The following is a 15,912-nucleotide window of genomic DNA, read 5'->3' on the forward strand; positions in this document are numbered from 1 at the left end:
ACTTCCCAGGAACCAAGGACAAAAAGGATATTTGAAATGAAGAAACAATCAGGCTTTACCCTTATCGAATTGATGATCGTGGTCGCGATCGTCGCCATTCTGGCCGCCATCGCGCTGCCGGCTTATCAAACATATACATTACGCGCAAAATACTCAGAGGTAATTGCAGCCGCTGGCCCAGCGAAAACAGCAGTAGAAGTATGCGTGCAAAGCCTTGATGTAGCTGCAATAGACCTGACTGATGCAGCTGCTGGCGGCTCATGCATTGATGCAGCAAATAGTGCATTAGCAAGTGCCATCACTAATGCGAATACTGCACGTATTGACACCGACGATACAAAAACTCTCGCTGCTGCAACTGCTGCAAATACCGTCACGATTACTGTAACAAGCGGTACTGACTTTGCTAACCTGACACCCGCTAACCCAACATTTGTCATGGTTGGAACTGTTGAAGCGTCTAAGCAAGTCAATTGGACAAGAGATACAGGTACATGTACTGCTGCTAGCATGTGCTAATTATGACTTCTAGTCCCAATAGCGGCCTGGCGTTAAGCCTGGCCGCCTCTTCCCTGCTCAGTGAGTCCGACTCACAACGCTATCTGAGCCAAGCCAAGGCCCAGCGCAAGCCCTTTGTGACCTTCCTGATCGAAAATGAAATCCTCGACAGCAAGGCATTGGCTGACTTCTGCGAGCTGGAGTATGGGGTACCTCTGCTGGATCTTGCCGCCTTCGACCTGGCAGAGATCCCGCAGAAATACCTCAATCAGAAGCTGATTGAAAAACATCACGTTCTGCCCATCTACACCCAGGGCCACACCCTCTATATCGCCATGTCGGATCCCACCAATGTGTCTGCACTGGAGGATTTTGGTTTCAGCTTCGGGTTGCATACCGAGGCGCTGCTGGTCGAGGAAAACAAACTCACCACGGCTATCGGCAAGCTGATGGAGAACGATCAGGATGCCCTCGGCATGGAGGACATCGACGAATCCGAGATTTCCGAGCTGGAAGTGTCTGACGAGGGATCGCGGCTCGACGAGAGCGTTAATACGGCCGACGACGACGCGCCCATCGTCAAATACATCAACAAAATCATGATGGATGCCATCAAGCGCGGAGCCTCCGACCTCCACTTCGAACCCTATGAGACCAAATATCGCATCCGCTTTCGGATAGACGGGATCCTGCATGAAATAGCGACCCCACCGGTCAACCTGGCCAACCGCTTCTCCGCCCGCCTCAAGGTGATGGCACGGCTCGACATCGCCGAGCGGCGACTGCCCCAGGATGGTCGCATCAAGCTCAAGCTGTCGCGCAACAAATCGATGGATATGCGGGTCAATACCCTGCCCACCATGTGGGGCGAAAAGATCGTTATCCGTCTGCTCGACTCCTCCGCTGCACGCCTCAATATCGAGCAGCTCGGTTTCGACGATCGGCAGAAGGCGCAATATCTGCGTGCTCTGTCGAAGCCTCAGGGCATGATCCTGGTGACCGGCCCTACCGGTTCGGGCAAGACGGTTTCACTCTATACCGGTCTCAATATTCTCAATACCACCGAGGTCAATATCTCCACCGCCGAAGACCCGGTGGAGATCAACCTGCCCGGCGTCAATCAGGTGCAGGTCAATCCCAAGGCAGGACTGACCTTCGCGAGCGCCCTGCGCTCTTTCTTGCGCCAAGACCCCGATGTGGTCATGGTGGGTGAAATCCGGGATCTGGAAACAGCCGAAATTGCCATCAAGGCCGCCCAGACCGGCCACCTGGTGCTATCCACCCTGCACACCAACTCGGCGGCGGAAACGCTGACCCGGATGATGAACATGGGAGTACCCGCCTTCAATATCGCCTCCTCGGTCACCCTGATCATGGCTCAGCGGCTGGCGCGTAAACTGTGCGATCACTGCAAAGCCCCCGAAGTGGTGCCAGAGGCTGAGCTGCTTGAGCTGGGTTTTACCCAGCAGCAGCTGGCCGCTGGCTTGCGGCTGTTCAAACCGGTTGGCTGCAAAGAGTGCTCGGGTGGCTACAAGGGCCGGGTCGGCATTTACGAAATCATGCTAATGTCTGAAAACATCGCAAAATTGATCATGCAGGGGGCCAACTCTCTGCAAATTGCCGCCATTGCCCAGAAGGAGGGCATGCGCACCTTGCGCACCTCCGGCCTTGAGAAGGCCCGCCTGGGGGTGACCAGTCTGGCGGAGATAAACCGGGTAACAACCAACTGACAGAATCTTTCGCTCAGCCGATTCATCCAGGTGCCGCCGGCCCTGGCGATTTCCATCAGGCCGAGGCTGCTTCTCCTCATGACGAGCAACCCGGGCCCCATTGCAGGACGCAGTGATGGCAACGCTAACCCAGAAACAGAATGCCCCCAAGAAAGTCTTCGCCTTTCGCTGGAGCGGGGTAAATCGCAAGGGCCAGAAGGTCTCCGGCGAATTGCAGGCCGACAGCATCAACACGGTCAAGGCAGAGCTGCGCAAACAGGGTGTCAACGTCACCAAGGTGAGCAAGAAGAGCCAGGGGCTCTTCTCCAAGGGCGGCGCCAAGATCAAGCCGATGGACATCGCCGTCGTCTCCCGCCAGATCACCACCATGCTGTCAGCCGGCGTACCTCTGGTCCAAAGCCTGCAAATCATCGCTCGCAGCCACGAGAAGGCGGCCATGCGCGAGCTCATGGGGCAGATTGCCGCCGATGTGGAGACCGGCACGCCCATGTCCGAGGCGCTGCGCCGCCATCCCCGTCACTTTGACGATCTCTACTGCGATCTGGTGGAGGCTGGCGAACAATCCGGCGCCCTGGAGACCATCTACGATCGCATCGCTACCTATCGCGAGAAATCGGAAGCACTCAAGTCCAAGATCAAGAAAGCCATGTTTTACCCCACCATGGTCATCCTGGTGGCCATTGTCGTTACCTCTATCCTGCTGCTGTTTGTCATTCCCCAGTTCGAGGACATCTTCAAGAGCTTCGGCGCCGAGCTGCCCATCTTCACCCAGTTTGTCATCGGCATCTCCCGTTTCATGCAGCATTGGTGGTATGTGATCTTTGGCGGCATAGCGCTCGCCATCTTTCTCTACGTGCGCGCCTGGCGCGCCTCCCAGAAGGTCAAGGACAACACCGACAAGTTCATATTGACCATCCCCGTGGTCGGCATGATATTGCACAAGGCCGCCATGGCCCGCTTCGCCCGCACCCTCTCCACCACCTTCTCTGCCGGTATCCCGCTGGTGGATGCCTTGGTTTCTGCAGCTGGCGCCTCCGGCAACTATGTCTACCGCACCGCTGTCATGGCCATTCGTAACGAGGTGGTGGCCGGTATGCAGATCAACGTGGCCATGCGCACCGTCGATCTGTTCCCGGACATGGTGATCCAGATGGTGATGATCGGCGAGGAGTCTGGCGCCATCGATGATATGCTCTCCAAGGTCGCCACCATCTTCGAGCAGGAGGTGGACGATCTGGTCGACGGCCTCACCAGCCTGCTGGAGCCTCTCATCATGGTAGTGTTGGGGGTTCTGGTCGGCGGCATGGTGGTCGCTATGTATCTGCCCATCTTCAAACTGGGGTCGGTGATCCACTGATCCCCCATCAATCCGAGACTCAATGTTGCTGATCACTGACGTTTTTCACAGCCTGCCCTGGCTCTATTTCTCGCTGGTATTCCTCTTTTCTCTGATGATCGGCAGTTTTCTCAACGTGGTCATTCATCGCCTGCCCATCATGCTGGAACGGGAGTGGCAGGCCGAATATCTCGGCTATTTCAATCCAGAGACACAGCCGCAGCAGGAAGAGCGCTACAACCTGATGGTGCCGCGTTCTGCCTGTCCCCATTGCGGCCACGCCATCACGGCCATGGAGAACATCCCCCTGCTCAGCTGGCTCTGGCTCAAGGGGCGCTGCCGTGAATGCCAGGCCCCCATCTCGGCCCGTTATCCTCTGGTGGAGCTGCTGACGGCCCTGCTCTCGCTGGTCGTCGCCGCAACATTCCCACCGGGCTGGGGCTTGCTGGCCGCCCTGCTGCTCACCTGGGTACTGGTGGCGCTCACTTTCATCGATCTGGACAAGATGCTGCTGCCTGACCAGCTGACCCTGCCACTGCTGTGGGGCGGCCTGCTGTTCAACCTGGCAGGGGGATTTGCACCGCTGGCCGATGCGGTGATCGGTGCCATGGCCGGCTATCTGGTGCTCTGGAGCCTCTACTGGGCCTTCAAGCTGCTGACCGGCAAGGAAGGGATGGGCTATGGTGACTTCAAGCTGCTGGCGGCGCTGGGTGCTTGGCTGGGCTGGCAGGCACTGCCCATCGTGTTGCTGCTCTCGTCACTGGTTGGCGCTTTCATCGGGATTGGTCTCATTCTGCTGCGCAACCATCATCAGAACAAACCCATCCCCTTCGGCCCCTATCTGGCCATCGCTGGCTGGATCGCGCTGCTGTGGGGCGATACCATCACCCGCTGGTACCTCACGACGTTTCTCTGATCAAAGGCAGCACTGACCCATGTATGTAGTCGCAATCACCGGCGGAATTGGCAGCGGCAAGACCACGGTTGCCAATCAGTTTGCAGAGCTGGGCATCGAAGTAGTGGATGCGGACGTCATCGCCCGCGAGGTAGTCGAGCCCGGTACCCCGGCCCTGGCCACCATCGCCGCCCATTTTGGCTCAGATGTCATCACCCCCGCTGACCAGCTCAATCGCCGTCGGCTGCGTGAGCGGGTCTTCACTGACCCGCAGGCCAAGGGCTGGCTCAATGCCCTGCTCCACCCACTCATTCGCACCGAGATGCAGCGCCAGTGTGCGGCCGCTCGCTCCCCCTATTGCTTGCTGGTAGTGCCCTTGCTGGTGGAAAACCGGCTCACTGCCCTGGCCAATCGGGTACTGGTGATCGACGTGGACGAGGCGACCCAGATTGAGCGCACCTGCCGCCGGGACGGCGTGAGCCGCGAGCAGGCCCAAGCCATACTGGCCGCTCAGGCGAGCCGGGCCGAGCGGCTGGCGGCAGCCGATGATGTACTGGACAACCAGAATGGCACGCCCGAGGCAATAAAGAGCCGAATTTTAGCGCTGCACGAGACATATCTGGCATTTGCCTCTCAACAAGCCCACCAACTGTGAGTACACTAGGCCGGTTTATGGCTGGCCAGGATTAGGCATGATTTACGATTTTCCCCTCAATGAAAAAAGCCGGACCTATCTTCGTCTGGAGTCCCTGTTTTCCCAGATCCGCGACAATCTGGAGAGCGACCAGTCCTGGGCACATATCGCCTTTTTCAAGGGTCTGTTCGACCTGCAGGAGTTGCTGGAACGCGGCGACCTGCGCGCCGATCTGATCAAGGATCTGGAGCGCCTCGGCCAGCGCCTGAGCCACTGGGCCAGCCTGCCCGATGTCGACCTGGAGCAGATCAGCCAGATGCAACAGGAGAGCGCCCAGCTCTCCCGCAATCTGCTGAGTGCGCCGCGTCCCGGTGCCCGCCTCAAAGAGGATCGGCTGCTCGGATCCATTCGCCAGCGCTTCTCCATCCCGGGCGGATTGTGCGCCTTCGACGTGCCGCAACTGCACCACTGGCTCGCTACCCCGGCCATCGCCCGTCATCAGCAGATGCAGCTGTGGCTGAGCGACATCAATCTGTTGATGAACGCCATCTCCCTGCTACTGCGGCTGTGGCGTGAGTCCGGCAACTTCAGCGAGCAGGTTGCCGTCAATGGCTTCTTCCAGGACACCGCCGAGAGCGCCGAGCTGATCCGCATTCGTCTGACCGGCACCCAGCAGTGCTACCCCACCCTGAGCGGCCACAAGAACCGGTTCGCCCTGCGTTTCCTGCCCACTACGGAGCAGCAGATCGGTGATGTCCCCTTCCAGCTTGCCTGCTGCTGAGGAGCATTCATGGTGACCAAAGTAAAATGCCCGACCTGCCAAACCGAGCTGGAATGGGGCCCGCAAAGCCCGTTTCGCCCGTTCTGCAGCAAGCGCTGCCAGCTGATAGATCTCGGCGAGTGGGCCGACGAGGAGAAGCGGATCCCGGGGGAAATAGACCCGGAGCTGCTGCCATACCCCGAAGAAGGGGAGCAGTGGCAGTAAGCCAGCAAGCAAAAAGGGCCGATACGGCCCTTTTTGCTTTGGTATGCACTGCGGCTCACATCAGCCCTGTGCGGCCAGCGATGCCTGCAGGCGCGTCACGATCGGGCCATTGGCGTCGGGAAAGTGGTACTCGTGCAACGAAGCCAGCGGCACCCAGCGACACTCCTGCCCCTCCTTGCCGAACGGCTCGCCGCTGAAGCGGGTCACCTTCCAGATATCCAGCAGCACCTGCTTGTCCGGGTAGTCGTGATGCAGTTCCATGAAGGGGGCGCAATCCTGCACCCGGATCCCGATCTCTTCCCACAGTTCGCGATCCAGCGCGGTAAGCAGATCCTCCCCGGCTTCCACCTTGCCGCCGGGAAACTCCCAGCGATCCCCCTGATGGCGATCGGCGGAGCGTTTGGCGATGAAGATATCGCCCCGTTCGTTCTCGATGACGCCGACCGCCACCCAGATCCGTTTCTTCTGTTCCATCATTGTCCTCAACGTAAACACGGCAAACGGGCAATCCAGGGCGCCAGCCGACGGGCCTGCAGCTCCCTTTGTGCCGTAAAGATATCCTGCCCCACATGTTCGCTCCCGCCAGGGGCGGGCTGCGGCCAGGGAATGGCACCGGGCGGCGTGAAGCAGTGATCGTGCACCAGACAGCTCTGCGAGAGATAACCCCAGAGCCGGTCGCGCAAAAACCATTGGTCGATGTTTGGCGTCTCCATCACATCGGGCTGATAGCCTTCGAGCAGGGGCGCCAACGGCGGCAATACGCCGGCCACCCCGCCCCACATCCCCGCCAGCACCAGATCGGTATGGCTCCACCAGTCGCGCATGATATGAAACCAGCGCGTCGATGCAAGCCACTCCTGTATCGCTAGCCGCTCGCGCACGCCCGGTACCGAATCCACATCCCGCACCAGAAAGCGCCCCACCAATGGATCATTGGCCACCTGGAAGCGCCAGCACAGACGCTGACGCAAAGGCTGACCGGCAGGCTGCAACAAGAGCTCAGCCCCCAGTTCGCGCAGCGCAGCGAGCAACTCGGCAGGCACGCTCTCATCCACGTAGAAACGCACCCGCCAACCCGGGTAGAGATAGGCCGCCGCCAGCACATTGTCGATGGCCCCCCGCAGATAGCGGGGAGCACTGCCCCACAGGGAAAAAGCGATGACATCCAGCTTGCAACTACCATCGGCCAACCAGACGGCCGGTTCTGCCGCAGGCAATGACCAGGATGGTGGCGCCTTGCCCGCCGACCGGGCCTTGAGGGTCAGTGCGCGGGTTCCCGCCAGGGCGGCCTCATCGTGGCGAGCCAGCTTGGCCAACGAGGCGCAGAGGGCGTCCAGCGCATGGAAATCGTCGGGGGCGCGCTGCAGCAGGGTCTGCAAGCGTGCCACTGCCAGCTCGTACTGACCGGCCCGCGACAGGCAAGCACAGAGGTTGCGCAGCACCTCGTCATTGCCGGGTTCGGCCTTGTGGGCCATCTCCAGCACCTGCGCCGCGGAAGCCGGGTCATCGCACAGAAAGAGGTAATAGGCAAACTGCAGCTGCAAGGCAATCGGCTTGGCCGCGCTGCCGTTGAGCCGGGCCAGCAGTTGCTGGATGGCAACCTCGCGCTGGCCGGCCAGCCAGCTGTTGTGGGCAGTAGTATCCCATCCTGTCGGCATCTTGCTCATCGCACGGCTCTCCCTCTTTGCCTGCCGGAAATGAATGCACCGCCCGGAGGCGGTGCATCATCGTCATTGCGCTATCAGGTCAACTGACCGTGGCAGTGCTTGTATTTTTTGCCTGAACCGCATGGGCAGGGGTCATTGCGTCCCACCTTCTGCTCGTCCCGCACGAAGGTGACCGGAGCCGCTTCGGCCTGGGCCTCGTCGTCAGCCAGCTGGTTGTCGGCCGCGGCATGGGTGTAGGTGCGGGGAGCCGCTTCCGCCTGCTGGCGCTGCTGCTCTTCCATCGCCTCCACGTCGCGCTCCTGAACCTGTACCCGGCTCAGGATGCTGACCACGTCGCGCTTGAGGGTTTCCAGCATCTGGGTGAACAGATCGAAGGATTCGCGCTTGTACTCCTGCTTGGGGTTCTTCTGGGCGTAACCGCGCAGATGGATGCCCTGACGCAGGTGATCCATGGCCGCCAGGTGCTCTTTCCACAGGCCGTCCAGGGTTTGCAGCATCACCGCCTTCTCGAAGTTGCGCAGCACCTCCTTGCCGACCAGCTCTTCCTTGTGGGCATAGAGCTTGGTGGCTTCATCCAGGATGCGCTCGCGCAGCTTCTCTTCATAGAGCTTGTCGTCTTCCGCCAACCACTGCTGCAACGGCAGATCCAGCGCGAAGTCAGACTTCAGGCGGGCTTCCAGACCCGGCACGTCCCACATCTCTTCCAGGGACTGCGGCGGGATGTACTCATCGATGATGGCGCCATAGACGTCGTCACGGATGACGTGGATGGTCTCGGAGATGTCGCTGGTGTCCAGCAGCTCGTTGCGCTGCTCGTAGACCACCTTGCGCTGGTCATTGGCAACGTCGTCAAACTCCAGCAGGCTCTTGCGGATGTCGAAGTTGCGACCTTCCACCTTGCGCTGGGCATTTTCGATCGCCTTGGTCACCCACGGGTGCTCGATGGCCTCGCCCTCTTCCATCCCCAGCTTCTTCATCATGCCGGTGACGCGATCGGAGGCGAAGATCCGCATCAGGGTATCTTCCATGGAGAGGTAGAAACGGGAGGAGCCCGGGTCGCCCTGACGACCGGAACGGCCGCGCAGCTGGTTGTCGATACGACGGGATTCGTGGCGCTCGGTACCTATGATGTGCAGACCACCGGCGGCCAATACCGCATCATGACACACCTGCCAGGCCGCTTTCAGCTCGGCGATTTGTGCCTCGGTCGGGTTCTCCAGCTGGGCAATCTCTGCCTGCCAGTTGCCACCCAGCACAATGTCGGTACCACGACCGGCCATGTTGGTGGCGATGGTGACGGCGCCAGTTTGGCCTGCCTGGGCGACGATCTCCGCCTCCATGGCGTGGAACTTGGCGTTCAGCACCTTGTGCGGGATGTTTTCCTTGGTCAGGATGCCGGAGAGCAGCTCGGAGTTCTCGATGGAGACGGTACCGACCAGCACCGGCTGGCCACGCTCGACGCAACCGCGAATGTCTTCGATGATGGCGGCATACTTCTCGTTGGCGGTCAGGTAGACCAGATCGCCCATGTCTTTGCGCACCATCGGTTTGTTGGTCGGGATAACAACGGTATCTAGGCCATAAATCTGCTGGAATTCAAAGGCTTCGGTATCGGCAGTACCCGTCATGCCCGCCAGCTTGTCGTACAGACGGAAGTAGTTCTGGAAAGTGATGGAGGCCAGGGTCTGGTTCTCGTTCTGGATCTTGACCCCTTCCTTCGCCTCGACTGCCTGATGCAGACCATCGGACCAGCGACGACCCGGCATGGTACGGCCGGTGTGCTCGTCGACGATGACGATCTCGTCCTTCTGGACGATGTAGTCGACGTTGCGTTCAAACAGGGTATGGGCGCGCAGGCCGGCGTTGACGTGGTGCAGCAGGCTGATGTTGGTGGCGGAGAACAGGGAATCGTCCTCGGCCAGCAGCCCCTCTTTCTTGAGTAGCTCTTCCACGAAGATCTGGCCGTTCTCGGTCAGCAATGCCTGGCGGTTCTTCTCGTCCACCGTGTAGTGGCCGTCGCCGGTGTACTCTTCAGAGTCTTCCTTGTCCTGCTTGACCAGCAGCGGGATCAGCTTGTTGACGCGGATATAGAGCTCGGAGCTGTCTTCGGCAGGGCCGGAGATGATGAGCGGAGTACGGGCTTCATCGATGAGCACCGAGTCCACCTCATCCACCAGCGCATAGTTGAGCGGACGCTGCACGCGCTGCTCGGGCGAGAACGCCATGTTGTCGCGCAGGTAGTCGAAACCGAATTCGTTGTTGGTACCGTAGGTGATGTCGGCGGCGTAGGCGTCACGCTTCTGGGACGCGTCCATGCCGGGCACGTTGCAGTCGACTGTCATGCCGAGGAAGGCGAACAGCGGGCGGTTCGCCTCGGCGTCACGCTTGGCCAGATAGTCGTTCACGGTCACCACGTGCACGCCGCGACCGCTCAGGGCGTTCAGGTAGGCCGGCAGGGTCGCGGTGAGGGTCTTACCTTCACCTGTCTTCATCTCGGCGATGCGGTTGGAGTTCAGCACCATGCCACCGATCAGCTGGACGTCGAAGTGACGCATGCCGAACACCCGGCGAGAGGCTTCACGCACGGTGGCAAAGGCCTCCGGCAGCAACTGCTCCAGTGTCTCACCCTGCTCCAGACGCTGACGATACTCGGCCGTCTTGGCCTGCAGCTGTGCATCGGACAGAGCTTCGAACTGAGGCTCCATCGCATTGATCTGTTTTACAATTTTGCGCAGAGCCTTGAGCGTTCTGTCGTTCCGGCTGCCGATAATCTTGGTAAGCAGTGTGCTAATCATGGGTACCAACTATTTCTGGTTATATAAATGTTCCGTCACTGGAACCTGGAGAAAAAAACCTAACCCCGTCTGGCATTGAGAAAACGCGCGGGGTCCACCTGACGACCATCTTTCAACACTTCGTAATGCAAATGGACCCCGGTCGCGCGACCGGTGCGTCCCATCAAGGCAATTTTCTGGCCCTCATCGACCAGGGTGCCCACTTCGACCAGCAACTTGGAGTTGTGGGCATAGCGGGTCACCAAACCATTGCCGTGGTTGATCTCCACCATGTTGCCAAATTCCGGATGACGGCCCGCCCAGCTCACTACGCCCGGGCCCGTCGCCAGAATCGGGGTGCCGGGCTTGCCACGGAAATCCACCCCTTTGTGCATCTTGGCGCGACCGTTGAACGGATCGACCCGGCCACCGAAGCCAGAGGAGACCCAAACCCGCTCCTGCTTGACCGGTGTTCCGGAAATAAAGCCGGCATCGGTTATATGGTGATTCATGATGAAAGATTCAAGTACCGACAGCTGCTCTTCACGACTGCTGAGCTGCTGGCTGAGATGCTTCATGGAGTCCTGCAGCTCGTTGAGGCTGACTTCCAGATCCGCATCATAGGAGGGGCCGCCCATGGGAGGCAGCTCCTTGAAATTGAACTCTTCGGGATCGAGGTCGGCCTTTTCGGTCAGCCGCTCGCCGAGTGCGTTGAGACGACCCAGCTGTCCCTGCATGGTGCCCACCTGGGCGGCCAGCATGGCAAGCTGTTCGCGGGCTTCATCAGCCCCTTGCGTGGATTTTTGCTGTTCGGCCATGGCCAGCGCGACTTCCAGCGCCTCCATTTTTTGATGCCAGCTCTGCCAGAGCCAGCCACCACTCAGGGCCAATACAGTGAAGAAGATACCGCCGACCCAGGCCAGACGTTGTTTCGGTAAGTGCAACTTGTGTCGCTGCTTGCCATTGAGGATCAGGGTAATGCTCATAGAAATCAGTCTGCTCGGTCAGGTGTGGCCATTGGCCCGCACGGGAAATAAAACCGGGAGATAATCGGTATTACAGAATGGAGTAAACAAATGACGGAACGTCGGTGCGGAGAGAGGACCGACGTTCCGTTGCACAGCTATCAGGCCAGAACCAGACCGTTATCGTAGTAAGCGATGGGAGCTTTGTCGCCCTCACCCTCGAAGGTCACCAGTTCCCAGGCCTCCTGCTTGGCCAGCAAGGCACGCAGCAGCTTGTTGTTCAGGGCATGGCCGGTCTTGTAGGCACGGAATTCGCCGATGATGCTGCGGTTACACATGTAAAGGTCACCGATCGCATCCAACATCTTGTGTTTGACGAATTCATCTTCATAGCGCAGGCCATCTTCGTTCAGTACCCGGTAGTCATCCAGCACCACGGCGTTTTCCAGGCTACCGCCCAGTGCCAGGTTCTGGGAACGCAGATACTCGATGTCACGCATGAAACCGAACGTACGAGCACGGCTGATCTCTTTCACGAAAGAGGCACCGGAGAAGTCCAGCACGCAACGCTGATTGCGTCCTTCAAATACCGGATGCTGGAAGTCGATCTCGAGATCCATCTTGAAGCCGTTGCGATAGGGGTGGAATTCCGCCCACTTGTCGCCGTCTTCAACCCGGATACTCTGCTTGATCCGCACAAACTGCTTCGGCGCATTCTGTTCACGAATACCGACTTCTTGCAGCAGGTAGATAAAGGGGTGCGCACTGCCGTCCATCACCGGGATCTCGGGCGCATCAACCTCGACATAGAGGTTGTCGATGCCCATCCCGGCCAGGGCGGCAGAGAGGTGCTCAATGGTAGAGACTCGGACACCGGCTTCATTGACCAGAGCGGTACAAAGCACGGTATCACGCACCTGATCGGCATTGGCTGGCAGCTCTACCACAGGATTCAGATCGGTACGCAAGTAAACGATCCCTGTGTTAACAGGCGCCGGACGGAACGTCATTGTGACTTTCCGGCCCGAATGCAGGCCGACACCGGTGGCCTGGACACTCGTTTTCAAGGTTCTTTGTCTAATCATGGGCGTATCCGCTTAACAGCTCAAATTCCTGACCAGATGGTCGTTGCCGGGCCATCTTAGCACATTCCTTAAGCAACAAACAAACCAGCGTCATTAGAGGCTTAGTCAGCTTGCTTGCGCAGGAACGCAGGAATATCGAGATAATCCGGTTCGCGACGAGCTTGCGGCTCGGCGTTGACCACCTTGGCCGGGGCCTCTTCCATCACGCGAGACTGCAGGGCTTCGCTGATCAGGGGCTGACGGGCCGGACGCTCTTGTACCATGTTGTTCTTCACCAGGGTGATGTCGGGCTTGCGCTCGGCACCGATACCGGTGGCAACCACGGTCACGCGCAGTTCGTCATGCATTTCCGGGTCGATTACGGTACCCACCACCACGGTGGCGTTCTCGGAGGCGAAGGCCTTGACCGCGTTACCCACGGTTTCGAACTCTTCGATGGTCATGTCCATGCCGGCGGTGATGTTGACCAGGATGCCACGGGCACCGGCCAGATCCACGTCTTCCAGCAGCGGGCTGGAGATGGCTTTCTCGGCCGCTTCTTCGGCACGGTCATCACCGGAGGCGGAACCGGTACCCATCATGGCGGTACCCATTTCACGCATCACGGTACGCACGTCCGCGAAGTCGACGTTGATCAAGCCCGGACGGGTGATCAGCTCGGCAATGCCCTGTACCGCACCCAGCAGTACATCGTTGGCAGCCTTGAAGGCGTCCAGCAGGGAGATGCCGCGGCCCAGCACCTTCAGCAACTTGTCGTTGGGGATGGTGATCAGGGAGTCGACGTTCTTGGACAGCTCTTCGATGCCGTGCGCAGCGAAGCCCATCCGCTTCTTCCCTTCAAAGGAGAACGGCTTGGTTACGACAGCAACTGTCAGAATACCCATCTCGCGGGCCACTTCGGCCACGATCGGTGCAGCACCGGTACCGGTACCACCGCCCATGCCGGCGGCAATGAACACCATGTCGGAGCCAGTCAGCAGCTCGCGCAGCGCTTCCCGATCTTCCATGGCCGCATCACGACCCACTTCCGGATTGGCTCCAGCACCCAGACCCTTGGTGATGCCACCGCCGATCTGCAGGGTTGTGTTGGCGCTGGAGTTACGCAGAGCCTGGGCGTCGGTGTTGACGGTAATGAATTCAACGCCTTCGATGTTTTGACGAACCATGTGCTCGACCGCGTTGCCGCCGCCGCCACCCACACCAATCACTTTAATGACGGCTTCGTCAGTGTGGCTATCCATAAATTCAAACATGTTGTCTCTCCGCTTTATTTGCCTGACTCAGCAAAATCTTTTAGAACTCGCCACGCAACCAGTTGCTGACCCGTTTGACCAGCCCACCTACGCTTGCCTTGGCGGCATATTCCTTGCTACTGCCGGTGGATTGATGGGTGCGGCCATACTGCAGCAACCCGACCGCGGTCGAGTACACAGGCGCCTGCACATAATCACTCAATCCCCGGATATTCATGGGCTCCCCTACCCGGACCTGGCTCTGGAAGATCTGCTCTGCGCACTCCACAATGCCTTCGATCTGGGCAGCGCCGCCGGTCAAGACCACACCGGCTGCAAGCTGATGCTTGACCCCCTGCGCTTTCAATTCGCTTTGTACCCGCACCAGCTCATCATTCACCATGGAGAGCAACTCGGTGTAACGGGGCTCAATCACTTCAGCCAGTGTCTGCCGCTGCAGGCTGCGCGCCGGACGACCGCCGACACTGGGTACTTCAATATTGTCTTCCTTGCTGACCAGCCGGCCGAGGGCGCAGCCATAGCGCACCTTGATCGCCTCCGCATCCAGCGGCGGGGTGCCGAAGGCATAGGCGATGTCGCTGGTCACCGTGCTGCCGGCGTACGGGATCACCTTGGTGTGACGCAGGGCGCCGCCGGTAAACAGCGACATGTCCATGGTGCCGCCACCGATGTCCACCACGCAGACACCCAGCTCTTTCTCGTCTTCGGTCAGCACGGCGTAGCTGGACGCCAGCGCGGAGAAGATCAGCTGATCCACCCGCAGACCCACCTTCTCCACACATTTCTCGATGTTGCGAGCCATGTCGTTGTGGCAGGTGATAAGGTGCACCTTGGCCGCCATCCGCACGCCGGAGAGGCCGACCGGGTTCTTGATCCCTTCCTGGTAGTCGATGGCGAACTCCTGGGGCAGCACGTGCAGCACCCGGAGCTCATCGGACAACCGTACCGACTTGGCGGTGTGGATGACGTTGTCCACGTCTTCCTGAGTCACCTCTTCATCGGAGATGGGCACCATGCCGGTTTCATTGCGACAGTCGATATGCTTGCCGGACAACCCCAGATAGACGGAGCTGATCTGGCAGTCGGCCATCATTTCAGCCTCTTCCACCGCGCGACGCAGGGACTTGACCACGGAATCAAGATCGTTGACCCCGCCCTTGTCCATGCCGCGAGAGGCGTGACTGCCCATGCCGATGACATTGAGCTCACCGTCTGGCAGCACTTCGCCAACCAGAACCGCCACCTTGGTTGTGCCGATATCCAGCCCGACAATCAGATTTCTATCTGCGGTTTTGGTCATTCACTTTCTCTTCGTTCTTCTTCCAGCCAACTGCCATTCCGGTGTCGTATCGAAGATCCACGTAAGCAACCCGCTCACGAGGCTCGATAACCGGAAAGGCATCGATAAACCGCTGCAGTCGAAGCGCGATATCCGAGCGCCCCAAAAACAGCTGAATGTTGCCATCCAGGGTCAGTTCCCAGGCATGGCGAGGGGTCAGATTCACCCCCAGCAGCTTGTACCCTCTGGCCGCCAGCTGCGCCTCGTATTGGCGGCTGGCCTCCAGCACCTTGACGGCCTGATCTTCTGGCCCGGACAGCTGCATCAGAGGGGTCTTCACCCTGTCCGGCGCACTGAACACCTCACCCTTGGTGTTGACGAAGCGGTTGCCATTCCAGCGGGCCGCAACCGCCTGTTCGGTGAGGTAGACCTTGATCTTGTTGGGCCACTTCTTGCGTACCGAGACCTGGGCCACCCAAGGCAAGGCGTTCAACCGCGCCTGCAATTCGTTCACATCCAACTCGAAGAAGTTGCGCAACTCGGCGCCATCCAGCACGGCGCTGCGCAGTTCATCGGTTTGCAAATACTGGTGTTGCCCCTGCAGCAACAGCTCGCTCATGGGCAACCGATTGGCATCCGTCAGCCAATCTTTAACATCCAGCGCGGTCTGGTAGAGGCCCCACATGACCAGGATGAAAAATCCCACCCCGGCGATGAAGCCCCCCTTGGTGCGCCCTTGTGCCCTTGCCTCCACCCGATCGATCCCCGTTTAACGCGCCATGCCGGCCCTTTGCAGACCGGTTCGCCATTA

The 15,912-nt window shown here is 59.5% G+C and carries 15 protein-coding genes; 7 read left to right on the plus strand and 8 right to left on the minus strand.

Annotation, left to right across the window (positions count from 1 at the left end; translation table 11 throughout):
- Window positions 1–36: 36 nt before the first annotated feature.
- The 7 genes from tapA to yacG all read left to right on the plus strand — a co-directional run bounded on the left by tapA (window position 37) and on the right by yacG (window position 6,078).
- Window positions 37–519: a type IVa pilus major pilin TapA gene (gene tapA, locus R2E40_RS20325; RefSeq protein WP_318164257.1), complete on the plus strand. Its 483-nt coding sequence runs from the start codon at window positions 37–39 to the stop codon at window positions 517–519.
- Entirely contained in the window at window positions 513–2,228 is a 1,716-nt protein-coding gene (gene tapB, locus R2E40_RS20330; RefSeq protein ID WP_318164258.1) for a PilB family type IVa pilus assembly ATPase TapB, read from the plus strand. The genes tapA and tapB overlap by 7 nt, the downstream gene beginning before the upstream one ends.
- A gap of 115 nt (window positions 2,229–2,343) precedes the next feature.
- On the plus strand, window positions 2,344–3,585 hold the full coding sequence (locus R2E40_RS20335; RefSeq protein WP_286041689.1) for a type II secretion system F family protein: 1,242 nt from the start codon (window positions 2,344–2,346) through the stop codon (window positions 3,583–3,585).
- A gap of 22 nt (window positions 3,586–3,607) precedes the next feature.
- On the plus strand, window positions 3,608–4,480 hold the full coding sequence (locus tag R2E40_RS20340; RefSeq protein ID WP_065392462.1) for a prepilin peptidase: 873 nt from the start codon (window positions 3,608–3,610) through the stop codon (window positions 4,478–4,480).
- Window positions 4,481–4,499: 19 nt separating this feature from the next.
- On the plus strand, window positions 4,500–5,114 hold the full coding sequence (gene coaE, locus R2E40_RS20345; protein WP_318164259.1) for a dephospho-CoA kinase: 615 nt from the start codon (window positions 4,500–4,502) through the stop codon (window positions 5,112–5,114).
- 37 nt (window positions 5,115–5,151) lie between these two features.
- Window positions 5,152–5,874, plus strand: a complete 723-nt coding sequence (gene zapD / locus R2E40_RS20350; protein ID WP_024945431.1) for a cell division protein ZapD — start codon at window positions 5,152–5,154, stop codon at window positions 5,872–5,874.
- 9 nt (window positions 5,875–5,883) lie between these two features.
- Window positions 5,884–6,078: a DNA gyrase inhibitor YacG gene (gene yacG, locus R2E40_RS20355; RefSeq protein ID WP_005305661.1), complete on the plus strand. Its 195-nt coding sequence runs from the start codon at window positions 5,884–5,886 to the stop codon at window positions 6,076–6,078.
- A 60-nt stretch (window positions 6,079–6,138) separates the two neighbouring features.
- On the opposite strand, the gene mutT is transcribed toward yacG, so the two are convergent.
- The 8 genes from mutT to R2E40_RS20395 all read right to left on the minus strand — a co-directional run bounded on the left by mutT (window position 6,139) and on the right by R2E40_RS20395 (window position 15,855).
- On the minus strand, window positions 6,139–6,552 hold the full coding sequence (gene mutT, locus R2E40_RS20360; protein WP_016352173.1) for an 8-oxo-dGTP diphosphatase MutT: 414 nt from the start codon (window positions 6,550–6,552) through the stop codon (window positions 6,139–6,141).
- Between the two features lie 8 nt (window positions 6,553–6,560).
- On the minus strand, window positions 6,561–7,745 hold the full coding sequence (locus R2E40_RS20365) for a tetratricopeptide repeat protein (protein WP_318164260.1): 1,185 nt from the start codon (window positions 7,743–7,745) through the stop codon (window positions 6,561–6,563).
- Window positions 7,746–7,819: 74 nt separating this feature from the next.
- Entirely contained in the window at window positions 7,820–10,540 is a 2,721-nt protein-coding gene (gene secA, locus R2E40_RS20370) for a preprotein translocase subunit SecA (RefSeq protein WP_318164261.1), read from the minus strand.
- Window positions 10,541–10,599: 59 nt separating this feature from the next.
- The gene (locus R2E40_RS20375) at window positions 10,600–11,505 is read right to left on the minus strand and encodes a peptidoglycan DD-metalloendopeptidase family protein (protein WP_318164262.1); all 906 of its coding nucleotides are present in this window, start codon (window positions 11,503–11,505) and stop codon (window positions 10,600–10,602) included.
- A 140-nt stretch (window positions 11,506–11,645) separates the two neighbouring features.
- A complete protein-coding gene (gene lpxC / locus R2E40_RS20380; RefSeq protein WP_011707578.1) occupies window positions 11,646–12,569 on the minus strand; it encodes a UDP-3-O-acyl-N-acetylglucosamine deacetylase in 924 nt (307 codons plus the stop codon).
- 101 nt (window positions 12,570–12,670) lie between these two features.
- Window positions 12,671–13,822 carry a cell division protein FtsZ gene (gene ftsZ, locus R2E40_RS20385; protein WP_005305686.1) on the minus strand — a complete coding sequence of 384 codons (1,152 nt, stop codon included), beginning with the start codon at window positions 13,820–13,822 and terminating at the stop codon, window positions 12,671–12,673.
- Window positions 13,823–13,862: 40 nt separating this feature from the next.
- Window positions 13,863–15,122: a cell division protein FtsA gene (gene ftsA / locus R2E40_RS20390; RefSeq protein WP_005305690.1), complete on the minus strand. Its 1,260-nt coding sequence runs from the start codon at window positions 15,120–15,122 to the stop codon at window positions 13,863–13,865.
- Complete coding sequence (locus tag R2E40_RS20395) at window positions 15,103–15,855, minus strand: cell division protein FtsQ/DivIB (protein ID WP_017409434.1); 753 nt, start codon at window positions 15,853–15,855, stop codon at window positions 15,103–15,105. Before R2E40_RS20395 ends, ftsA begins: the two co-directional genes overlap by 20 nt.
- Window positions 15,856–15,912: the final 57 nt, after the last annotated feature.

Source organism: Aeromonas sp. CD (assembly GCF_033349375.1).
Taxonomy (GTDB): Bacteria; Pseudomonadota; Gammaproteobacteria; order Enterobacterales; family Aeromonadaceae; genus Aeromonas; species Aeromonas hydrophila.